This window comes from Yinghuangia aomiensis (assembly GCF_039542225.1).
Taxonomy (GTDB): domain Bacteria; phylum Actinomycetota; class Actinomycetes; order Streptomycetales; family Streptomycetaceae; genus Yinghuangia; species Yinghuangia aomiensis.
Window position 1 is genome coordinate 175677 of record NZ_BAABHS010000002.1, and the last position, 21738, is coordinate 197414.

Sequence of the window (21738 nt, forward strand, 5' to 3'; positions counted from 1 at the left end):
TTCCGGGGGCAGCATGACCGAGGACACCAGGCCGCAGCTCGGCGCCGCGTCCGAGCCGCCGCGCGCTCTGCCGCCCGGTCCGTCGTCCGGCGCGGCTCCTTCCCGCGCCCTCCCGGCAGCGCCCTCGCCCGAGGCGGCCGACGTGCGGCCCCGGCCTGAGGAGTCGTCCGAAGCACCGCCGGGGGGATCGTCGACGGTCCCGCCGGCGAGCACGCTGCCGCCCTTCCCGCACGCCCACCCGCCGGGCCTCGCCCCCGATCCGCGCAGCACCCTGCGGCCGATCGTGACGCTGGCCGGCGACAAGTTCGCGTGGGCCAACGGCGCCCGCGCCATGTTCGCGGTCGGCATCCCGTTCGCGCTCGTCACCGCCGTCGGCGGGGTCGCCAACGGCGCGTCCGCCGCGGTCGGCGGCTACGCCGTGCTCTACGCGACCCGCGACCCCTACGCCCGCCGCGCCCGCGTGCTGGCCGCCGTCGGCCTCGGCCTCGCCGTCGCCTACGCCCTCGGCGCGCTGGTCGCCGGCCACGCCTGGCCGGGCGTGTGCACGCTCACCGTGGTCGCCGCCGCCGCGACGTTCCTGTGCAGCGCGCTGCGCGTCGGCCGCCCCGGCGGCTACATGTTCACGCTGGTGTGCGCGATCGGCACGTTCCTGCCCCCGGACCCGTCGGGCATCCCGGCCGACGTCGGGCTGCTCCTCCTCGGCACCGCGAGCGCCTGGCTGGTGTCCATGTCCGGCTGGCTCGTGCGCCCGCACCATCCCGAACACGTGGCCATCGCCGACGCGTTCCGCGCCGTCGCCGGATTCCTCGACGCGATCGGCGGCGAACAGCTCGACGCCCAACGGCACACGGCCTCCGGCGCGCTCTACGACGCATGGGTCGCCCTCATCGGCGCGGACAGCAAGCACGCCCGCAGGTCCGGCGAAGTCCGCCGCCTCCAAGTGCTCGTGCGCCGCGTCTTCGACATCTTCCACGCCGGCGAAGTCCTCGCCGAGGAACGCTCCCGGCCGCTGCCGCCCCAGATCGGCGACCTCGTGCGCGGCCTGGCGGACGCCGTCGGGCAGCCGGAACGCACCCCGGAACTCCCCGCGTTCCTCGACGACGCGGAAACCGACGGGCAGCGCGAATTGCGCGCTTCGCTGCGCAAAGCGGCCAAAGCCTCCGCCCAATGCGCGATCCCCGGCGCGTCCCCGCTCCAGGGCGAACGCCCCGGCGCGCTCGAACTCGTGCACGCAGCCGCCGGACCCGCGTCGCTCATCGTCCCGGTGTCCGTCCGCACCGGCCTCGCCGTCGGCGCCGCGACCGTGCTGGCGGCGCTCCTGCCGATCGTGCACCCGTCGTGGGTGGCCATCGGCGCGGCGGCCGCCTTGCAGGGCGGCAACGCCGTCCTCGACCTGGAGAAGGCCCTGCAGCGCGCCATCGGCACGTTCCTCGGCGTCGCGATCGTCGTGCTGTTCCTGCACGACCTGTCGCCGGGCCCGTGGGCCATCGTCGTCCTGGTGTCGCTGCTGTACGGCGCCGCGCAGACCGTCATGCGCCGCAACCTCGTGGTCGGCGTCGCCTGCATCACCCCGGTGCCGCTGCTCCTCGTCGGCGCCGGGCTGCACGGCAGCCACGTCGGCGACCTCGCCCCGACCCGGCTGCTCGACATGCTGCTCGGCCTCGGCGTCGGCCTCTTCACCAGCTTCGTGCTGTGGCGCCGGGCCTCGACCGGGCGGCTGCCCGCCGCGCTCGGCCGGGCCATCCGCGCCGAAGCCCTGCTGCTCAAAGCCGCGGTGACCGGCAACGCGGAGGAGAACGCCAGGTGGCTGCGGCTGCGCACCGCGGTCCGCCGCGAACTCGTGGACGCGTGGAACGCCTACGAATCCGCACTCGGCGAACTCGCCGGCCGCCGCGCTTCGGCGGAACGCGCCTGGCCGGTGCTCATCGTCGTCCAGCGCCTCGGCTTCCGGCTCATGACCGCGCCGCTCAAGCCGTCGGTGCCCGCCGAGGAGGCCCTGCCCGGCGACGACGCGGCCGCACTCGACCGCTACCTCCAGGAGCTGGCCTCGGCCGCGGAGGAACGCCGCGCCCCGGTGCCGCCCGAACTCCCGGAACTGTGGGGGCACCCGGTGCTCCGCCAGCACCTCAAGCGCCTCGCACGGGCGCTCACCGAAGCCGCGCAACCGCCCGCACCGGGTTTCGCGTCGCACTTCCTGGCAGGGTTGCCGGAGCCGCCGCGCAGGGTGCGTGAAGCCGAGATGCCGAGTACGGGACAATTGCGGTGACTCAACCGGCGACCCAGTCCAGTCCCGGCCTGCCGTGCCCCGGCGGGCCCCGGGCGGCACCCCCGCGGATCAGGAGAACCTCGATGGCGCACCAGGCCCAGAAGCTCGACGGCAAGGCGACCGCAGCACAGATCAAGGCCGAGCTGGCCGTCCGGGTCGACGCGCTGAAGCAGGCCGGCATCCAGCCCGGCCTCGGCACGGTGCTGGTCGGCGAGGACCCGGGCAGCAAGTCCTACGTCGCGGGCAAGCACCGCGACTGCGCGCAGGTCGGCATCGCCAGCATCCAGCGGCAGCTGCCCGAGACCGCGACGCAGGAAGAGGTCGAGGCGGTCGTCCGCGAGCTGAACGAGGACCCGACCTGCACCGGCTACATCGTCCAGCTGCCGCTGCCGCGCGGCCTCGACGCCAACCGCGTCCTCGAACTCATGGACCCGGACAAGGACGCCGACGGCCTGCACCCGATGAACCTCGGCCGCCTCGTGCTCGGCCAGGACGCGCCGCTCCCGTGCACCCCGCGCGGCATCGTCGAACTGCTGCACCGCTACGACATCCCGCTCAACGGCGCGGACGTGTGCGTCATCGGCCGCGGCGTCACCGTCGGCCGCCCGATCGGCCTGCTGCTGACCCGCCGCACCGAGAACGCCACCGTGACGCTGTGCCACACCGGCACCAAGGACCTGACCCGGCACGCCCTGGAGGCCGACATCATCGTCGCCGCCGCGGGCGTCGCGGGCCTGGTGAGCGCGGACATCGTCAAGCCCGGCGCGGTCGTCCTCGACGTCGGCATCACCCGCACCGAGCAGGGCCTGGTCGGCGACGTGCACCCCGAGGTGTTCGAGAAGGCCGCATGGGTCGCCCCGATGCCCGGCGGCGTCGGCCCGATGACCCGCGCGATGCTGCTCACCAACGTGGTCGAGGCCGCCGAGCGCCAGTTGGCCGCACGCGGGTGACGGCGATGGAACCGGAGGTGCCGGGACGTGCCGCCCGCCGGGCCGCGGCGCGCGGCCGCGAGGACGGAAAGCGCGGCGCGGGCGGCACGTTCGTCCCCGAAGGCGGCACGTCGCCGAGCGGACCCGCGGGCCTGCGCGAATGGCCCGCGGTGCTGGTCCTCGCGCTGCTCGCCGTGTCGCTGGTGGTCGGCGCGCTGTTCGGCTTCCGGTCGGCCACCGTCATGATCGGCGTGACCCTCGCGGCCGCCGCGGTCCTGCGGCTGTGTGTCCGCGAGGTGGGCATCCTCGCGGTCCGCAGCCGGTTCACCGATGTCATGGTGATGCTCGTGCTCGGCACCGCGGTGGTGATGCTGGGCCTGAGCATCCCGCCCGCGGTGGTCGACCTCCCCTGGGTGCCCGAGCGCACCGGCTGACCCGGCGGGGCCACCCGCCCGCCCCACCGGTGGCGTTTCCCACATGGCGCGCCGACCGGTCAACGCGGACGCCCGGGCGGAGTAGGGTGGCCGATGGAAGTATCTCGATCACGAGATATCGCTGACGCCGGGAACCCTCACCCGTCACAAAGCAGGAGATCGCCACGATGACCCGCACGCCCGTCAACGTCACCGTCACCGGTGCGGCCGGCCAGATCGGCTACGCACTGCTCTTCCGCATCGCGTCGGGGCACCTGCTCGGCCCGGACGTGCCGGTCAAGCTGCGTCTCCTGGAGATCCCGCAGGCGGTCAAGGCGGCCGAGGGCACCGCGATGGAGCTGGACGACTGCGCGTTCCCGCTGCTCAAGGGCATCGACATCTTCGACAACCCGACCGACGGCTTCGCGGGCACCAACGTCGCGCTGCTGGTCGGTGCTCGTCCGCGCACCGCGGGCATGGAGCGCGGCGACCTGCTGGCCGCCAACGGCGGCATCTTCAAGCCGCAGGGCGAGGCGATCAACGCCGGTGCCGCGGACGACATCAAGGTGCTCGTGGTCGGCAACCCGGCCAACACCAACGCGCTGATCGCCCAGCAGCACGCGCCGGACGTCCCGGCCGAGCGCTTCACCGCGATGACCCGCCTCGACCACAACCGCGCGGTCTCCCAGCTCGCGCAGAAGACCGGCGCGGCCGTCACCGACATCGCCAAGCTGACGATCTGGGGCAACCACTCGGCGACCCAGTACCCGGACATCTTCCACGCGGAGATCGCCGGCAAGAACGCCGCCGAGACGGTGAACGACGAGGCGTGGCTCGCCGACACGTTCATCCCGACCGTCGCCAAGCGCGGTGCGGCGATCATCGAGGCGCGCGGCGCGTCCTCGGCGGCGTCGGCGGCGAACGCGGCCATCGACCACGTGCACACCTGGGTCAACGGCACCGCCGCGGGCGACTGGACCTCGATGGGCGTCGTCTCCGACGGCTCCTACGGCGTGCCCGAGGGCCTCATCTCGTCCTTCCCGGTGGTCTGCAAGGACGGCAAGTGGGAGATCGTCCAGGGCCTGGACATCAACGAGTTCTCCCGCAAGCGCATCGACGCGTCGGTCGCCGAACTGGCCGAAGAGCGCGACGCGGTGCGCGAGCTGGGCCTGATCTGACCCGGTGCCGCCGGTGACCCGGTCCCGGGCCACCGCACACGCGCCGGTGGGCGCCGTCCCCGCGAAGGGGGCGGCGCCCACCGGCGTTTCGGCGGTCTCCCGACCGCCGGGTCAGCCGTTGCCGGGGCGCTCCAGCAGCCGGCTCAGCACGACCGTGCTGTGCGTCTCGCGCACCACCGACTCCAGCCGGATGCGCTCCAGCACCGTCTCCAGATGCCGCACGTCGGCGGCCAGCAGCCGCACCACCGCGTCGGCCTTGCCGGTCACCGTCTCCGCCCGGACCACTTCGGGATGCCGCTCCAGGCACTTGAGCAGCGCCGCCGGGGTGGTGCGCGGCTCGCAGTACACCTCGACGAGGGCCTCGGTGGTCCAGCCGAGCGCGTGCGGATCGATGCGCGCCGTGAAGCCCTTGATCACCCCGGTGCCGCGCAGCCGGTCCACCCGCCGCTTCACGGCAGGCGCGGACAGCCCGACGCCCGTGCCGATCTCGGCATAGCTGGCACGGGCATCCCGGATCAGGTGCGCGACGATCTGCTCGTCGAGGTCGTCCAGGGGCACGGGACCCATGGTGCGCCTCCGCGCCGCCGGGCGGGGCGGAATCACCGGTTTCCCACCCGGACGTGCGACACCGCGGAACCCGCCGCCCCGCCCGGCGGATCCGGCTTCCCGACGGCCGGCGCGGCCGGGTCAGCGCACGAGCACCGACCGCAGCTGCTCCAGCGCCCAGTCCAGGTCGTCCTTCGCGATGACCAGCGGCGGCGCGATCCGGATCGTCTGTCCGTGCGTGTCCTTCACCAGCACGCCCTTGTCCATCAGCGCCTTCGACACCGCGCGCGCCGTGCCGAACTCCGGGTCGATGTCCACACCCGCCCACAGGCCGCGCCCGCGCACCGCCGTGACCGGACCGCCGACCAGCGCGTTCAGCTCCCGGTGCAGGTGCTCGCCGAGGTCCGCGGACCGCTGCTGGAACTCGCCGGTGCGCAGCATGGCGAGGACTTCCAGGCCGACCGCGCACGCCAGCGGGTTCCCGCCGAACGTCGAGCCGTGCTCGCCCGGCTTGAACACGCCGAGCACCTCGCGTGAGGACACCACCGCGGACACCGGCAGCACGCCGCCGCCGAGCGCCTTGCCGAGGATGTACATGTCCGGCACCACGCCCTCGTGCTCGCACGCGAACATCCGCCCGGTGCGGCCCAGTCCGGACTGGATCTCGTCCGCGACGAACAGCACGTTCCGCTCGGTGCACAGGCGCCGTACCTCCGGCAGGTAGCCGGGCGGCGGGACCAGCACGCCGGCCTCGCCCTGGATCGGCTCCAGCATGACGGCGACGATCTCCGGATCGGCTTCCAGCACGTTCCGCAGCGTCTCGATGTCGCCGTAGGGCAGCACCTCGAACCCGGGGGTGTAGGGCCCGAAGTGGCGGCGCGCCTCCTCGTCGGTGGAGAAGCTGACGATGGTGGTCGTGCGGCCGTGGAAGTTGTCGGTGCCGACCACGATCTTGGCGCGCCCGTCCGGCACGCCCTTGACCTCGTAGCCCCACTTGCGGGCTGTCTTGACCGCGGTCTCGACGGCTTCGGCGCCGGTGTTCATGGTGAGCACCATGTCCATGCCGCACAGCTCGGCGAGCTGGTGGCAGAACGGCGCGAACCGGTCGTTGTGGAACGCCCGGCTGGTGAGCGTGACCCGGTCGAGCTGGCGCTTGGCGGCTTCGATCAGCCGCGGGTTGCGGTGGCCGAAATTGAGCGCCGAGTACCCGGCCAGCAGGTCGAGGTACCGGCGGCCTTCGACGTCCGTCATCCACGCGCCTTCGGCGTGCGCGATCACGACGGGAAGGGGGTGGTAGTTGTGCGCGCTGTAGGTGTCGGCGAGCGCGATCAGTTCCTCATCGTGCTTGATCATGGCGTCCTTCGATTACCGAGAACAATTCAGGAAATTCTGGACTGTCAACGATTGTCGCGCAGTTCCAACACGCAGCTGCGGACGCCCGCGCCCGGGCAGACCAGCCCGGACACGTCGAGCCCGACGGTGCGGAAGCCGTGCCGGGCGAGCAGCCCGGCGAGGCCCGGCGCGCGGTCGGTCAGCACCACGGTGCGGCCGTCGCACACCGCGTCCAGGCCGCCGGCCAGCGCGTCCGCCTCGCCGACCGGCAGGTGTTCCGGGAACAGCCGGGCCAGGCGCTCGCGCGCCGCCGCGGAGAACGCGCCGGGAAAGTAGGCCACGGTGCGGTCGGTCAGCACCGTCAGGGCGCCGCCCAGGCGGGTGAACCTCGGATCCGTCAGCTCCAGCGGCACCACCGGCAGCCCGAGGAACTGCCCGGCCTCGGAGTGCGCCCGCAGTTCGGTGTGCGGGCCCGCGGCGGCCAGCACGTGCCGCCCCGCGGGCAGCAGGTCGCTCGCGCCCTCGTGCGCGAACACCGGTTCCAGCCGGGTGCGGAACCCGCGCTCGGCGAACCAGCGCAGGTATGCGGGCGCTTCGGGCTGCCGCGCGGTGCGCCGGTAGCGCGCGCCCAGCACCCGGCCGTCGACGACCGTCGCGGCGTGCCCGGCCAGCACCATGCCCGGCATGCCGCTGCGCGGCGTCACCAGGCTCACCCGGTGGCCGAGCCCGAGCAGCGTTTCGCGGACCGCCTCCCACTGCTCCAGCGGCGCGGACGCCAGGTGGGCCGGCAGATGGGTCGGCGGGCACATGACGTAGTGCCGCGGCGTGGCCGGGCGGCCGGCCGCGTCGCGGCGGCGCGGCCGGGGCAGCCGGACCCGGCCGCGCGGCGTGCGTGCCCGTTCGGGCAGGACCGGCCGCGCCGCCGCGGGTGCGCCCGCGGGCGGCGGGAAGCTCAGACGCACGCGATCTCCCCTTCTCGCGTTCTCCCGGGTGGCCGTGGTCGCGGCGAGTGCCCCCGGCGTGCTCTTCGGCACGCGGTGGCACTCTTGTCACTCTCGATGCCCGGCCCGCGACATTCCGTATCGGCCGAGGAAAGCCTAGGCGGCGGCGCGCGACCGGGTAAATGCGCGATCGTTGCGCGCCGCCGCGCCTTCGTTGCACCCCCGGGGAACGCGACGGCGCATCGTTGCGGCGCCGCCACGCGCCCCCGTGCGCCCCGGGACCGGGCGGCTCGCGGAGCCTGCGAGAATGGCCGCATGGTCTCGACGCGTCCCCGTGTGCTGTCCGGCATCCAGCCCACCGCAGGCTCGTTCCATCTGGGCAACTACCTGGGCGCGGTGCGCCAGTACGTTGCGCTCCAGGATGCCAACGACGCGTTCTACATGGTCGTGGACCTGCACGCGATCACCGTGCCGCAGGACCCGGCCGAGCTGCGCGCCAACACCCGCGTCTCCGCTGCCCAGCTGCTCGCCGCGGGCCTCGACCCGGACCGGTGCGCACTGTTCGTGCAGAGCCATGTGCCCGAGCACGCGCAGCTCGCCTGGGTGATGAACTGCCTCACCGGGTTCGGCGAGGCGTCGCGCATGACGCAGTTCAAGGACAAGTCCGCGAAGCAGGGCTCGGACTCGGCCAGCGTGGGGCTGTTCACGTACCCGATCCTCCAGGTCGCGGACATCCTCGTATACCAGGCGAACGCGGTGCCGGTCGGCGAGGACCAGCGCCAGCACGTCGAGCTGACCCGCGACCTCGCGCAGCGCTTCAACTCGCGGTTCGGCGACACGTTCACGGTTCCCGAGGCGTACATCGTCAAGGAGACCGCGAAGATCTACGACTTGCAGGACCCGACGGTCAAGATGAGCAAGTCGGCGTCGTCGCCCAAGGGCATCGTCAACCTCCTCGACCCGCCGAGCCAGACCGCGAAGAAGATCAAGAGCGCGGTGACCGACACCGGCACCGAGGTGCGGTTCGACGAGAAGGAGAAGCCGGGCGTCAGCAACCTGCTGGCGATCCACTCGGCGATCTCCGGCACGCCGGTCGCCGAGCTGGAAGAGCGTTTCGCCGGGCGGATGTACGGCGACTTCAAGAAGGAGGTGGCCGAGGTCCTCGTCGACTTCGTCACCCCGTTCCAGCAACGGTTCCACGAGTTCCACGACGACCCGGCGGAGCTGGACCGGACGCTCGCGAAGGGCGCCGCGAAGGCCCGTGAGGTGGCGTCGGTGACGCTGGCCACGGCGTACGACAAGGTCGGTTTCCTGCCGCCGCTCGCCGGGGCCTGAGAGCAGAGGCGGCGGAAGCACGGCACATGCGCACGATCGGCGTCTCCATCGCGATCCCGGAGCCCTGGGGCAGCGCGCTCCAGGACCTCCGGGCGGGTTTCGGCGACCCGCTGGCGCGGGCGATCCCGACGCACGTGACGCTGCTGCCGCCGACCGAGATCGCCGACGACGCGATGCCGGAGGTCGAGGCGCACCTGACTCGCGTCGCGGACGCGGAGCGGACGTTCCGGATGATGCTGCGCGGCACGGGCACCTTCCGGCCGACGTCGCCGGTGGTGTTCGTGCAGGTCGCGCTCGGCATCACGGACTGCGAGCGGCTGGAGCAGGAGGTGCGGTCGGGGCCGCTGCTGCGGGGGCTTGGTTTCCCGTACCACCCGCACGTGACCGTCGCGCACCATCTGCCGGACGACGTGCTGGACCGCGCCTTCGCCGAGCTGGCGGGCTACGAGGCGGCCTTCGACGTGCGCGGGTTCAGCCTGTACGAGCACGGCGCCGACGGGGTGTGGCGGCCGGTCCGGGCGTTCCCGTTCGGCGGCTGACCCGGCCCGTCTCCTGCCCGCATGCCCGGTGCTCCGGGGCAGGGGTGCGCCGGCGCGCGTGTGGGTGTGCGGGTTTCAGGGCACACGAGGTGCGTGGCGATCAAGGAGAAGCTGAGTTCCCTGCCGGTCATCGGGCGGACCATGGAGTCCTATGCCCGCTATACCGACCGCGACGGCAACTTCGCGTCCGCCGCGGTCACCTTCTACGGCTTCCTGTCGCTGTTCCCGCTTATCGCCCTGGCCGCCGCGGTGGTCGCCGCCGCGCTGAGCCCGGGACGGGTGACCGAGCTGCAGGACAAGATCTCCGACCAGATCCCCGGCATCGCCGACAAGATCGACCTCAACGCGCTGGTGAACAACGCAGGCGCGGTCGGCGCGATCGGTGCGGTACTGCTGCTGGTCTCGGGGCTGGGCTGGGTCGAGGCGCTGCGGCCGGCGATCCGCAAGATGTGGTTCGAGGACGAGCCGAAGCCCGAGGGCGTCAAGGCGACGGTGACCACCAAGCTCAAGGACACCGGAACGCTCGTCGGCCTCGGCCTGGCGATGGCGGTGTCGGTGGGCGCGTCCGCCTTCGCGACCAGCGTCATCGGCCGGATCTCCGACTCGATCGGTCTGAGCGACCAGCCGGTGGGGCGGGTGCTGCTGCAGATCGCGGCGTTCGCCGTCGCGGTCTTCGCGAGCCTGCTGCTGTTCCTCTACCTGCTGGTCGGGATGCCGCGGCTGTCGATGCCGCGCCGCACCGCGTTCCTGGGGGCGCTGATCGGCGCGATCGGCTTCGAAGTCCTCAAGGTGCTGGTCGCGGCCTACATCTCCGGGGTCGCGAGCAAGAGCATGTACGGCGCCTTCGGTGTGCCCGTCGCGCTCCTGCTGTGGATCTACTTCGTGACCCGCCTGCTGCTGTTCTGCGCGGCGTGGACGGCGACCGCGAGGCACGGGAAGGACGCCGGCGATCCGGCCGACGCCGACCGGCAGGCCGACCCGGCGGCCGCGGACGACCCGAAGGAATGGCGCGCCGACTCGCAGGCGGCGCGCCGCGCGCCGCAGGCGGAGGGGCCGGGCGACTGATCCGCCGGCCCGGGGCGGGCGGCCCGGCGGCCGCCGCCCCGGAGCGGGATCACGGCAGGATGTCGTCCTCGAACGTGATCTCGGTGCGTCCCCAGCCGCGCTTGCGGATGACGAACATCGTCGCGCCGCCGACCAGCAGGACCGCGGGGATGCCGACGCCGGCCCAGAGCGCCCAGTCCACGCTGCCGCCCGAGCCGTCCGCCGCCGCCGCCGGGGCGGCCGCGGCCTGTGCGGTCTTCTTGCTCTCCGAGGCGCTGGGGGAACCGGACGAGCCGCCGACCGGGTCGACGAGGCTGCCGACCGGTTTGACCCCGGCGGCGTTGCCGAAGCCCCAGTCGAGCAGCTGCTTGGTCTGCTCGTACGTCTTCCCCTTGCCGGCCACGTGCATGATGCTGACCAGCAGCGTCCGGCCGTCGTGCGTCGCCGCGCCCACGAAGGTGTTCTGCGCGTTCGTGGTGTAGCCGTTCTTGACGCCGATCATCCCGGGATAGCTGCCGAGCATCGTGTTGGTGTTCTGTATCCCGAACGTGGTGTTGTCCTTGCCCGGGAACTGCGAGTCCTTGGTCGACGCGTAACTGCGGAAGTCCGCGTTCTTCATGCCTTCGCGGGCGAACAGCGCGAGGTCGTAGGCGGACGACACCTGTCCGGGCATGTCGTAGCCGTCCGGCGACATCACGTGGGTGTCGTTGGCCTGGAGCGACTTGGCCCGCTCGTTCATCTGCGCGACGGTGGTCTCGACGCCGCCGTTCATCGCGCACAGCACGTGCACGGCGTCGTTGCCGGACTGCAGGAAGACCCCGTTCCACAGGTCGTGCACGGAGTAGGCGAGGTTCTCCTTCACACCGACCTTGCTGCTGCCGTCGCCCATGCCCTCCAGCTCCTGGGGGGCGACGGTGTGCACCGTGTTCTTGTCGAGCTTGGGCAGCACGGTGTCCGCGAACAGCATCTTGAGCGTGCTCGCCGGGGCGAGCTGCCAGTGCACGTTCTTCGCGGCCAGGATCTGACCGCTCGTCATATCGGCGACCAGCCACGAATACGCCTCTATGGCCGGCGGCGGGGCGCCGCCCGGCGGCAAGTCGACCTGGACTCCGGGCTGCGCCAGACGGCTTCCCCCCAAACCGGACATATTGCCGGGCGGTTCGGGTTCGGCCGAGGTTGTCGGTGACGGAGCGTTCTTGTGCGGCGCAGGTGCCGCGGAGGCGACAGGTGTTCCCCCGAGGAAGCACGCGGCGGCCACCGCGCCTATGGCGGCCCGCTGCGCCACCGGTCCAGACCTGTATGACATGAAGATGAGCGTAATGGCGCGACCCGGCTGCGGAAGTGTCCGATACGCGCCGCATACTTGTTCAGGACGCGACTGTGACCGAACGGACCAGCCGGCGTCCCGAAAGCCCCCGAACGAACAGGTGCACCTCATGCGGATCGGCCGCGCCACCTCCGCCTTCCTCCTCCTGTTCGGCATCTGGACCTGGTTCCTCTGGCCGAACTTCCTGCGGAACATCTGGGCCGATGACCGCTCCTGGAACGACGGCCCCACCGCGTTCTTCCTCGTCCACCTCGCCCTGACCGCGGTGTCCTTCGCCGCGGGCAACGCCATCGGCTGGATCGGCCTCAAGGGCGTGCGCGCCAACCGTGCCAACCGTGCCGACGGCACCGCCGCGCCGGCGCCGGCCGACGGGCCCGCGCCGTCCGACGCCGCCGCCGAGGCCCGTGCCGGGGCGCGTGGCTGAGGCCGCCGCGGACACCGCGGCCGCCGGCTGCCCCGTCGACGGGCCGGGGCTGTTCACCCGCGAGTTCGTCGCCGACCCCTACCCGGCCTACGCCCACCTCCGCGCGCACGCACCCGTCCACCGCACCACCCTGCCCAGCGGCGTCGAAGCCTGGCTGGTCACCCGCTACGCCGACGCCCGGCAGGCGCTCGCCGACACCCGGCTCAGCAAGAACCCGCGCCACTCGGAACAGGCGTGGAAGCAGGGCAAGGTCGGCGTGCCCGGCGAGCAGCGGTCCGGCATCGGCGCGCACCTGCTCAACCTGGACCCGCCCGACCACACGCGGCTGCGGCGGCTGGTCTCCAAAGCCTTCACGCCGCGCCGGGCCGAGGACTTCCGGCCCCGCGTCCAGGAACTCACCGACCGGCTCATCGACGGCTTCGCGGCCGGCGGCGAAGCCGACCTCATCCACGACTTCGCGTTCCCGCTGCCCATCTACGCGGTCTGCGACCTCCTCGGCGTCCCGGCCGCCGACCAGGACGACTTCCGCACCTGGGCCGGGATGATGATCCGGCACGGCTCGGGCCCGCGCGGGGGAGTGGCGCGCGCCGTCCGGCACATGCGCGGCTACCTCAAGGACCTCATCCACCGCAAGCGCGGCGACCTCGGCGACGACCTCATCTCCGGGCTCATCCGGGCGAGCGACCACGGCGAGCACCTCACCGAGGACGAAGCCGCGGCAATGGCCTTCATCCTGCTGTTCGCCGGGTTCGAGACCACCGTCAACCTCATCGGCAACGGCCTCCGGACGCTCCTCACCCACCCCGACGCCCGCGCCCGCCTCACCGTCGACCCGGAAACCCGCATCGGCCCGGCCGTCGAGGAACTGCTCCGCTACGACGGACCCGTCGAACTCGCCACCTGGCGCTTCACCACCGTCGACACCCCCATCGGCGGGGTGGTCGTCCCCGCGGGCGAGCCCGTCCTCGTGGTGCTGGCGTCCGCCGACCGGGACGGCCGCCGCTTCCCGGACGCCGACACACTCGACCTGGAACGCGCCGACAACCAGCACCTCGCGTTCGGCCACGGGATCCACTACTGCATCGGGGCGCCGCTCGCCCGGCTCGAAGGCCAGATCGCGATCACCACGCTGCTGCGCCGCCTGCCCGATCTGGAACTCGCCGAGCCCCCCGGCGAACTGCGCTGGCGCGGCGGCCTCATCATGCGCGGCCTGCAACGCCTCCCGGTCCGGTTCACCCCGGAACCGGGGTCCGGACGGTCCGCACCGGAACCGGCCGGAGTCCGGCCGGCGGCCCCGTGACGGGGCCGCCGGGCCGTCGGCTGGGCCGCCGGCTCCCCGAGAACCGGCGGGCCCACCGCCCCTCCCCGCATCCGCACTTCCCCGGTACGGATACCCCGGCGCCTCCCCCTGCGCCGTCGGGAACTTGTCTACCCCGCCGCATGGAAGGCACACAACACTTTGCCGGGATAATTGGTCAGCAGGGGTGATTTGCCTTGACGATGAAGGGAATTCGCTTGTACGACGAAATTTTGCGCCGCAACCCGGGTGAGCCGGAATTCCACCAGGCCGTGCACGAGGTCCTCGACTCCCTGGGGCCGATCCTCGCCGCACGCCCGGAGTTCGCCGACGCGCGCGTCGTCGAACGCCTCGTGGAACCGGAAAGGCAGATCATCTTCCGAGTCCCGTGGACGGACGACTCCGGCGCCATCCGGGTGAACCGCGGCTTCCGCATCGAATTCAACAGCGCGCTCGGCCCGTACAAGGGCGGGCTGCGCTTCCACCCGTCGGTCAATCTCGGCATCGTCAAGTTCCTGGGCTTCGAACAGATCTTCAAGAACGCCCTCACCGGTCTGGGCATCGGCGGCGGCAAGGGCGGCAGCGACTTCGACCCGCACGGCCGTTCGGACGCCGAAGTCATGCGCTTCTGCCAGTCGTTCATGACGGAGCTGTACCGGCACCTGGGCGAGCACACCGACGTCCCGGCCGGCGACATCGGCGTCGGCGGCCGCGAGATCGGCTACCTGTTCGGTCAGTACCGGCGGATCACCAACCGCTGGGAAGCCGGCGTCCTCACCGGCAAGGGCCCGGGCTGGGGCGGCTCCGCGGCCCGTCCGGAGGCCACCGGCTACGGCAACGTGCTGTTCACGCAGGCCATGCTGGAGCAGCGCGGCGAAGGGCTGGAAGGCCAGCAGGTCGTGGTCTCCGGTTCCGGCAACGTCGCGATCTACTCCATCGAGAAGGCCCAGGCGCTCGGTGCGCATGTGCTCACCGCGTCCGATTCGTCCGGCTACATCGTCGACGAGAAGGGGATCGACCTCGCGCTGCTCAAGCAGATCAAGGAGGTCGAGCGCGGCCGCATTGCCGAGTACGCGACCCGCCGCGGCGGGTCCGCGCGCTTCGTGCCCGGCGGCAGTGTGTGGGACGTTCCCGCGGATGTCGCGCTTCCGTCCGCGACGCAGAACGAACTCGACGAGGCCGCCGCACGCGTCCTGATCCGCAACGGCGTCAAGGCGGTCTCCGAGGGCGCCAACATGCCCACCACGCCCGAGGCCACCCACCTGCTCAACGAGGCCAAGGTGGCGTTCGGTCCCGGCAAGGCCGCCAACGCCGGCGGGGTGGCGACCAGCGCGCTGGAGATGCGGCAGAACGCCGGCCGCGAGACCTGGCCGTTCGCCACCGTGGAAGCCGAACTCGCGGGCATCATGCGGGACATCCACGACACCTGCTGGCAGACGGCGGAGCGTTACGGCCACCCGGGCGACTATGTCGTGGGCGCCAACATCGCCGGCTTCGAGCGCGTCGCGGACGCCATGCTGGAACAGGGCATCATCTGACGCCCGAACAGTTCCACGGCAGTACGAAGAATCACCCCTTCGGGCAAGCAGACGGGCTCCGCGGGCAATCGCTCGCGGAGCCCGTCCGTGTGTGGGCCCGGAACAGCCGCCTACCGCTTCAAGACCGCGGCAAACATATCCGCGAGCACCTGATATCCCGTCGGATTCGCATGGATGTCGTGCTTGAGGCACATGAACGTCCACTGGCAAATGCGCGCCACGTTCAACGGCACCTCGCCGACGCCCGGCAACGGAACCGTCGGCGTGAACGACCGTGTGGAGAAAGCGGTTGCGGCATCCGCCACCGCGAAGTCGTGCCAGCGCAAGCCGAAGCTGATGATGCCGTTCAGCAACTCCTGCACGAATACCGAAAGTTGCGCGAGCTGCTGGCCTTGCGAGCCGGTCAGCCATGCGGCGAGGAACGGGTCGTAGTACGTCATCCCCGCGTACTGCACCTTCGGCCCGCCCGCGGTGCGCAGGCGCGGCAGGATCTTCGCGAGGTTGTCCCCGACCGTGTGCAGGCTGGCCGACGCGCACGTCATGTCGATGCCCGTCGCCGACGCGCAACGCGCCACGTCGTTGGCGCCGATGTCCAGTGTGAGGTACCGGACTTGGCCACGGTGCGCGCGCAGGAACCGTTCCGCGGCGGCGAGTTGCGTCCCTTCCGGGTAGGTGCACGCGCCGCCGCCGTTCAGCAGCGTCGTGGTGGTCGCTCCGCTGCAGCCCAGCTTGACGTGCTGCAGGCTCGGGTCCTTGGCCTTCAGTGCGGTGAACAGGCGGTCGGTGTAGCCCTGGTCGGTGTCGCCCATCCCCGGCATGTAGCCCTTGGCGAGGGAGTCGCCCAGCGACACGTAGTAGGTGGTCTTCGGCGTCGCCGCGGACGCCGAAGCGACGGCGCCGCCCGCGGCGAACAGGACGGCGCTGAGGAGTGCGGCGAGGAGTGCTCCTGGTCGGATGCGTCTGGTGCGCAATGTGATCCCTCCCGCGAGGGACCGCCGTGCGGCGGTCGCGTGGCGCCCATCTTGGGCGCCCGGACCGGATCCGCAACAGAATTCCGGGGGCAAAAGGTTGTCCGGGACTGACCGCAAGGGCTCTGAACGCGGCCGAACCGGCGCGGAGTTGCCTCTGGACGCGGCCTAGTGCTGCGCGGCGTGGTTGTCGAACGGCGCGACGACCGAGCGCAGCAGGTCGGCGAGCGCGGTGCGCTGCTGCCGGTCGAGGCCGGCGAGGATGTCCCGTTCGTGCTCCAGCAGCTCGGCCATCGCGGCGTCCACCCGGTCGCGGCCGTCGTCGGTCAGCCGGACGAGCACGCCGCGCCGGTCGCCCGGGTCGGGCTGCCGCAGCACCAAGCCCTTCGCGGCCAGGCGGTCGATACGGTTGGTCATGGTGCCGGAGGTGACCAGGGTCTGGGTGAGCAGCTGGCCGGGGGAGAGCTGGTACGGCGCGCCGGTGCGGCGCAGCGCCGACAGCACGTCGAATTCCCACGGCTCGAGGTCGCGCGCGGCGAAGGCGAGGCGGCGGGCGCGGTCGAGGTGGCGGGCCAGCCGGGTGACGCGGCTCAGCACCTCCAGCGGCTCGACATCGAGGTCGGGGCGCTCGCGCTGCCACGCTTCGATGAGTCGGTCGACCTCGTCCTTCATGGTCGCCATTCTAGCGAGTGTTTCGACGCCGAGCCTCTTGATGTCAAGACAAACACGCAAGATCGCGATAGTATCTTGATGTCGAGATACTTTTGATCTACGGGAGGCCGCCATGTGGGACCCGCAGCAGTACCTCGCTTTCGCCGACGAACGGGCCCGCCCGTTCCACGATCTGCTCGTCCGGATTCCGACCGCCGATCCGCGCCGGGTCGCCGACCTCGGCTGCGGCCCGGGCAACCTGACCGCCGAACTGGCCGCGCACTGGCCGGGCGCGCACATCACCGGGCTCGACAATTCGCCGGAGATGATCGCCGCCGCGGACCCGCTCACCCTCCCCGGCCGCCTGGACTTCGCCCTCGCGGACCTCACCGACTGGCTGCCCGGCGAACCGTTCGACGTCATCGTCACGAACGCCGCCCTGCACTGGCTGCCCGACCACCTCTCCCGGCTGCCCGCCTGGACCGACGCGCTCACGCCCGGCGGCGCCTTCGCCGTCCAGGTGCCCGGCAACTTCACCGACACGCCGCACGTCCTCCTTGGCGAACTCGCCGCCTCCGCACGCTGGAAGGACCGGCTCGACGGCGTGCCCCTGCTGCGCCCGCCGGTGCCCGACGCCGACACCTACCTCGACGCGCTCGCCCGGCCCGGCTTCCGCGTCGACGCGTGGGAAACGGTCTACCGGCACGTCCTGCCCGGCGACAACCCGGTCTTCGAATGGACCAAGGGCACGGCCCTCCGTCCGGTCCTGGCCGCGCTGGACGCCGCGGAGCAGGAGGAATTCCTCGCCGAGTACGCGGCCTTGGTCGCCGCCGCCTACCCCGCGCGGCCCTACGGCACGGTCCTGAAGTTCCGCCGGATCTTCGCGGTCGCGGTCCGCGAGGGGGCCTGACCGGTGTTCGACGCCATCGACCACGTGCAGCTCGCCATCCCGCGCGGCGGCGAAGACACCGCCCGCGCCTTCTACGCCGGCGTCCTGGGCATGGCCGAAGTCCCGAAGCCGCCCGCGCTCGCGGTCCGCGGCGGATGCTGGTTCGCCGCCGGGTCCGTGCAGATCCACGTCGGCGTCGAAGAGGACTTCCGGCCCGCGCGGAAAGCCCACCCGGCGCTGCTCGTCGCGGACATCGACGTGCTGGCCGCCCGGCTCGCGGAGGCGGGCGCCCCGGTGCGCTGGAGCGACGAAGTCCCCGGCATCCGGCGCTTCCACACCGAGGACGGGCACGGCAACCGCCTGGAGATGGTCGCGGGCCGGTAGCCCCCGCATCCGCTGCCCCGTCAGCCCCTGCCCCGGGCCAATTCGCTGGCCCGGGGCAGGGGCGCGCCGGGAGGATGAACGGATGGACCGCATCCACAACGCCGCCGCTTCGTTGCGCGGCCTCGCCCTCGGAGACTCCTTCGGACAACGCTGGTTCTTCCGCCGCGGCAACGAACGCGACGAGCAACTCCACAACCGCGTCACGCCCGACGAAAGCCCCTGGTACTGGACCGACGACACCGCCATGGCGCTCTCCGTCGTCCGCATCCTCCACCTGCACGGGCACGTCGACCAGGACGCCCTGGCCGACCACTTCGCGGGTGCCTACATGGCCGACCCCAACCGCGGCTACGGCCCCTCCATGCACGGCGTCCTGCGGGCCATCCACGAAGGCGCCGACTGGCGCGAGGTGACCGCCGCGCAATTCGAGGGGATGGGCTCCTGGGGCAACGGCTCCGCGATGCGCGTCGCGCCGCTGGGGGCGTGGTTCGCCGACGACCTCGACGTCGTCGCCGACCAAGCCGAGCGCAGCGCCGAAGCGAGCCACGCGCACCCGGAAGCCGCCGCGGGAGCGATTGCCGTCGCCGTGGCGGCGGCCCTCGCCACCACCGGCCGCGACGCACCGGCGCCGGCTCCGGGGGAGTTCCTGACCGCCGTCGCCGACCGCACGCCGTACAGCGAAGTGCGCGGCGGCCTGCGCAAAGCGGCCGAGCTGCCCGAGGGCAGCTCCGTCCGGCTCGCGGTCACGGTGCTCGGCAGCGGGCAGCGGATCTCCTGCCCGGACACCGTGCCTTTCGCGCTGTGGACCGCGGCCTGGCACCAGGACGACCTGGTCGACGCGCTCTGGACCACCGCGTCCGGGCAGGGCGACATCGACACGACCTGCGCGATCACCGGCGGTGTCGTGGCGTGCCGCACCGGGCTCGGCGCGGTCCCGGACGCCTGGCTCGCGGCGACCGAAGCGCTGCCCGACTGGGTCGACACCGGCAGCCGCGGACGCGGCACGCACGCCCCGTAGGAAAGCACCGGCAGCCAGGGCAGCCAGGGCAGCCAGGGCAGCGCGGACGGCAAGGACGGCTGAAGACGGCTGACGACGGGTGAGGCCCGGGCAGGCGCATGCCTGCTCGGGCCTACTCGGGTCGGTCGTGCTTGCGCCGGGTCACCAGCCGGGGGTTCTGCTCGAGCCCCGACAGGCCGTTCCACGCCAGGTTCACCAGATGCGCCGCGACCTCCGACTTCGCCGGAGAACGCACGTCCAGCCACCACTGCCCGGTCAGCGCCACCATGCCGACCAGCATCTGCGCGTACATCGGCGCCAGATGCGGGTCGTAGCCGCGCGACGCGAACTCCAGTCCCAGGATGTGCTCGACCTGCGACGCGATGTCGCTGATGAGCGACGCGAAGGTGCCCGTCGACTGGGCCACCGGCGAATCCCGCACCAGGATCTGGAATCCGTCGGTCGAATGCTCGATGTAGTCCAGCAGCCCGAAGGCCGCCTGCTCGAGCAACTCCCGCGGGTGCCCGCCGGTCAGCGCACTCGTCACCCCGTCGAGGAGGATCCGCATCTCCCGGTCGACCACGACCGCGTACAGACCCTCCTTGCCGCCGAAATGCTCGTACACCACCGGCTTGGACACGCCCGCCTTGGCGGCGATCTCCTCCACACTCGTCGCGTCGAACCCGCGCTCGGCGAAAAGCGTCCGACCGATGTCGATCAGCTGCTCGCGCCGTTCCTTGCCGGTCATGCGGACCCGACCGCCGCCCCGCGGCGAACCGCCGCGTCTGCTGCTCTCGGTCATCGCTCCATCATGCCGCGCGCTTGGCATCGATCCGCGCACGGTCCGGCCAACGCACGTCCCGGACCCAGCCGAGCTTCTCCATCCAGCGGATGATCCGCGCGCTGGAGTCCAGCTGGCCGCGCAGCACGCCGTGCCGGGCCGCGGTCTGGTCCGCGTGGTGCAGGTTGTGCCAGGACTCGCCCATCGACGGGATCGCCAGCCACCACACGTTCCCCGACTTGTCCCGGGAGCGGAACGGCTGCTTGCCGACCGCGTGGCAGATCGAGTTGATCGACCACGTCACGTGGTGCAGCAGGCCGACCCGGACCAGGCCCGCCCAGAAGAACGCGCTCAGCGCGCCCTGCCACGACCAGCTGATCAGCCCGCCCAGCGCGGCCGGGGCCAGCAGCGACACCGCGACCCAGAACGGGAACTGCCGCGAAATGCGCACCAGGTCGCGGTCCTTCAGCAGGTCGGGCGCGTACTTGTGCTGGTCGGTCTGCTCGACGTCGAACAGCCAGCCCATGTGCGACCACCACAGGCCCTTGGCCAGCGAGCGCACGCCCGGGCCGTACTTCCACGGCGAATGCGGGTCGCCGTCCTGGTCGGAGAACTTGTGGTGCTTGCGGTGGTCGGCGACCCAGCGGACCAGCGGTCCCTGCACGGCCATGTTCCCGGCGATGCCGAGCGCGACCCGCACGCCGCGGTTGGCCTTGAACGAGCCGTGCGTGAAGTAGCGGTGGAAGCCGATGGTGATTCCGTGGCCGGTGATCGCGTACATCACCACGACCAGCGCGACGTCGAGCCACGAGAGGCCCCACCCCCACGCGAACGGGACCGCCGCGACGAGTGCGGCAAACGGAATACCGATGAACAGGGCCAGCGCGAACTGCTCGGCCCAGTTCTTGCGCTCCCCGCCCAGGGTTCCCCTTATGGGGGCCGGCGTCGGGGTCTCGGTTTCGAGCACGGCGGTGCCGGACGGCGGTGTCATGGGACTCCCTCGCACGTCGGAGACGGGGGCATAGCAGGGTCTTGGGCAGGGCCTGCAGGGCAGGTCAGGGCATACGGACGCGTAACTTACGGGTCCGTAAGTTGTGGTCAGTATGGCACCCGAAGCGCGGTAACTGAGAAGACCTTCCGTCAAAGGGTTTATTGCGCGCCATCAATGCGCGCAGCTCAGAGCGGCCGCCAAATGGGTGAACCAAACATGAGTTCGAGACGGCGACGGGGTGCCCGGACCAGGCTCATGCCCATGAAAGCCAAGACCGACGACCAGGCCCGAGCCCGCGCGCTGCGCCTCCAGGGCAAGACCTACGACGACATCGCACTGGAGCTCGGGGTGTCCAAAAGCTCGGTGTCGCTGTGGGTGCGTGACCTGCCGCGACCGCGGAGGTCGCCCGAGGATCTGAAGCGGCACATGGACATGATGCGCGGAGTACGGAACGCGAACCTCGATCGGACGCGGGCTCGGAACCGGGACGTGGCCCAGAGTGAGATCGAGCCGTTCACGGAACGGGACCTGCTGGTTGCCGGGGTGGCGCTGTACTGGGCCGAAGGGACCAAGAGCAAGCCATGGCGCCGCAGCGAGAACGTCGTGTTCATCAACAGCGATCCGGGCGTGATCACGGTGTTCATGGCCTGGCTGCGCATGCTCGGCATCGTGCCCGCCGACTGTTCGTTTCGCGTGTCGATCCACGAGACGGCCGACGTCGCCGGCGCGCAGCACTACTGGGCGGCGCTGATCGGTATCGACGCCGCGGACTTCATGACGCCGGTGCTCAAGAAGCACAACCCGAAGACCGTCCGGTACAACACCGGCGACGGCTACAAGGGCTGCCTCATCGTGCGTGTGAAGAAGGGAGCGCAGGTATATCAGCGCATCGAGGGCTGGTGGACTGGCATAGTAGAGGCGACACGGGCGGAGCCTCTGGGTAACTAGAGGCAAATGTCCGAAATGTG

22 protein-coding genes are annotated in these 21738 nt (G+C 71.7%); 14 read left to right on the forward strand and 8 right to left on the reverse strand.

The annotated features are described in order from the left end of the window. The first annotated feature begins 13 nt into the window (after positions 1-13). The 4 genes from ABEA93_RS03220 (at position 14) to ABEA93_RS03235 (ending at position 4786) form a co-directional block, all read left to right on the forward strand. Positions 14-2266, forward strand: coding sequence for an FUSC family protein (locus ABEA93_RS03220; protein ID WP_345673695.1), 2253 nt, complete (start codon positions 14-16; stop codon positions 2264-2266). 83 nt (positions 2267-2349) lie between these two features. Beyond that, positions 2350-3216 carry a bifunctional methylenetetrahydrofolate dehydrogenase/methenyltetrahydrofolate cyclohydrolase gene (locus tag ABEA93_RS03225; protein ID WP_345673696.1) on the forward strand — a complete coding sequence of 289 codons (867 nt, stop codon included), beginning with the start codon at positions 2350-2352 and terminating at the stop codon, positions 3214-3216. Between the two features lie 5 nt (positions 3217-3221). Beyond that, positions 3222-3629 (forward strand): DUF3017 domain-containing protein, encoded by a 408-nt coding sequence (locus ABEA93_RS03230; RefSeq protein WP_345673697.1) that lies wholly within the window; start codon positions 3222-3224, stop codon positions 3627-3629. 167 nt (positions 3630-3796) lie between these two features. Then, positions 3797-4786, forward strand: coding sequence for a malate dehydrogenase (locus tag ABEA93_RS03235; RefSeq protein ID WP_345673698.1), 990 nt, complete (start codon positions 3797-3799; stop codon positions 4784-4786). Positions 4787-4897: 111 nt separating this feature from the next. On the opposite strand, the gene ABEA93_RS03240 is transcribed toward ABEA93_RS03235, so the two are convergent. The 3 genes from ABEA93_RS03240 to ABEA93_RS03250 all read right to left on the reverse strand — a co-directional run bounded on the left by ABEA93_RS03240 (position 4898) and on the right by ABEA93_RS03250 (position 7626). Then, positions 4898-5353, reverse strand: a complete 456-nt coding sequence (locus ABEA93_RS03240; RefSeq protein WP_345673699.1) for an Lrp/AsnC family transcriptional regulator — start codon at positions 5351-5353, stop codon at positions 4898-4900. A gap of 120 nt (positions 5354-5473) precedes the next feature. Then, positions 5474-6685 (reverse strand): ornithine--oxo-acid transaminase, encoded by a 1212-nt coding sequence (rocD, locus tag ABEA93_RS03245; RefSeq protein WP_345673700.1) that lies wholly within the window; start codon positions 6683-6685, stop codon positions 5474-5476. Positions 6686-6729: 44 nt separating this feature from the next. Continuing rightward, positions 6730-7626: a dimethylarginine dimethylaminohydrolase family protein gene (locus ABEA93_RS03250; protein ID WP_345673701.1), complete on the reverse strand. Its 897-nt coding sequence runs from the start codon at positions 7624-7626 to the stop codon at positions 6730-6732. Positions 7627-7920: 294 nt separating this feature from the next. Here ABEA93_RS03250 and trpS point away from each other — a divergent pair, with 294 nt between their 5' ends. From trpS to ABEA93_RS03265, 3 genes are all read left to right on the forward strand, one after another. After that, positions 7921-8940: a tryptophan--tRNA ligase gene (gene trpS / locus ABEA93_RS03255; RefSeq protein WP_345673702.1), complete on the forward strand. Its 1020-nt coding sequence runs from the start codon at positions 7921-7923 to the stop codon at positions 8938-8940. A gap of 26 nt (positions 8941-8966) precedes the next feature. After that, positions 8967-9479, forward strand: a complete 513-nt coding sequence (locus ABEA93_RS03260) for a 2'-5' RNA ligase family protein (RefSeq protein ID WP_345673703.1) — start codon at positions 8967-8969, stop codon at positions 9477-9479. Between the two features lie 93 nt (positions 9480-9572). Beyond that, positions 9573-10544: a YihY/virulence factor BrkB family protein gene (locus ABEA93_RS03265; protein ID WP_345673704.1), complete on the forward strand. Its 972-nt coding sequence runs from the start codon at positions 9573-9575 to the stop codon at positions 10542-10544. Positions 10545-10593: 49 nt separating this feature from the next. Here ABEA93_RS03265 and ABEA93_RS03270 read toward each other — a convergent pair whose 3' ends face one another. Then, positions 10594-11829 (reverse strand): D-alanyl-D-alanine carboxypeptidase family protein, encoded by a 1236-nt coding sequence (locus ABEA93_RS03270; protein ID WP_345673705.1) that lies wholly within the window; start codon positions 11827-11829, stop codon positions 10594-10596. Between the two features lie 130 nt (positions 11830-11959). Here ABEA93_RS03270 and ABEA93_RS03275 point away from each other — a divergent pair, with 130 nt between their 5' ends. The 3 genes from ABEA93_RS03275 to gdhA all read left to right on the forward strand — a co-directional run bounded on the left by ABEA93_RS03275 (position 11960) and on the right by gdhA (position 15109). Further along, a complete protein-coding gene (locus tag ABEA93_RS03275) occupies positions 11960-12274 on the forward strand; it encodes an SCO4848 family membrane protein (RefSeq protein WP_345673706.1) in 315 nt (104 codons plus the stop codon). After that, positions 12267-13574, forward strand: a complete 1308-nt coding sequence (locus ABEA93_RS03280) for a cytochrome P450 family protein (protein ID WP_345673707.1) — start codon at positions 12267-12269, stop codon at positions 13572-13574. Before ABEA93_RS03275 ends, ABEA93_RS03280 begins: the two co-directional genes overlap by 8 nt. A gap of 200 nt (positions 13575-13774) precedes the next feature. Then, positions 13775-15109, forward strand: coding sequence for an NADP-specific glutamate dehydrogenase (gene gdhA / locus ABEA93_RS03285; RefSeq protein ID WP_345673914.1), 1335 nt, complete (start codon positions 13775-13777; stop codon positions 15107-15109). Between the two features lie 110 nt (positions 15110-15219). Here gdhA and ABEA93_RS03290 read toward each other — a convergent pair whose 3' ends face one another. Continuing rightward, positions 15220-16080, reverse strand: a complete 861-nt coding sequence (locus ABEA93_RS03290; RefSeq protein WP_345673708.1) for an SGNH/GDSL hydrolase family protein — start codon at positions 16078-16080, stop codon at positions 15220-15222. A gap of 165 nt (positions 16081-16245) precedes the next feature. Continuing rightward, positions 16246-16749: a MarR family winged helix-turn-helix transcriptional regulator gene (locus ABEA93_RS03295; protein WP_345673709.1), complete on the reverse strand. Its 504-nt coding sequence runs from the start codon at positions 16747-16749 to the stop codon at positions 16246-16248. A 112-nt stretch (positions 16750-16861) separates the two neighbouring features. Here ABEA93_RS03295 and ABEA93_RS03300 point away from each other — a divergent pair, with 112 nt between their 5' ends. From ABEA93_RS03300 to ABEA93_RS03310, 3 genes are all read left to right on the forward strand, one after another. Continuing rightward, positions 16862-17638, forward strand: a complete 777-nt coding sequence (locus ABEA93_RS03300; protein WP_345673710.1) for a trans-aconitate 2-methyltransferase — start codon at positions 16862-16864, stop codon at positions 17636-17638. A 3-nt stretch (positions 17639-17641) separates the two neighbouring features. Further along, the gene (locus tag ABEA93_RS03305; protein WP_345673711.1) at positions 17642-18001 is read left to right on the forward strand and encodes a VOC family protein; all 360 of its coding nucleotides are present in this window, start codon (positions 17642-17644) and stop codon (positions 17999-18001) included. A gap of 82 nt (positions 18002-18083) precedes the next feature. Beyond that, entirely contained in the window at positions 18084-19019 is a 936-nt protein-coding gene (locus ABEA93_RS03310; RefSeq protein WP_345673712.1) for an ADP-ribosylglycohydrolase family protein, read from the forward strand. A 112-nt stretch (positions 19020-19131) separates the two neighbouring features. On the opposite strand, the gene ABEA93_RS03315 is transcribed toward ABEA93_RS03310, so the two are convergent. Further along, entirely contained in the window at positions 19132-19800 is a 669-nt protein-coding gene (locus ABEA93_RS03315) for a TetR family transcriptional regulator (protein ID WP_345673713.1), read from the reverse strand. Positions 19801-19807: 7 nt separating this feature from the next. After that, positions 19808-20770: an acyl-CoA desaturase gene (locus ABEA93_RS03320; protein ID WP_345673714.1), complete on the reverse strand. Its 963-nt coding sequence runs from the start codon at positions 20768-20770 to the stop codon at positions 19808-19810. A gap of 261 nt (positions 20771-21031) precedes the next feature. Here ABEA93_RS03320 and ABEA93_RS03325 point away from each other — a divergent pair, with 261 nt between their 5' ends. Beyond that, a complete protein-coding gene (locus ABEA93_RS03325) occupies positions 21032-21718 on the forward strand; it encodes a hypothetical protein (protein WP_345673715.1) in 687 nt (228 codons plus the stop codon). The last annotated feature ends 20 nt before the right edge of the window (positions 21719-21738 follow it).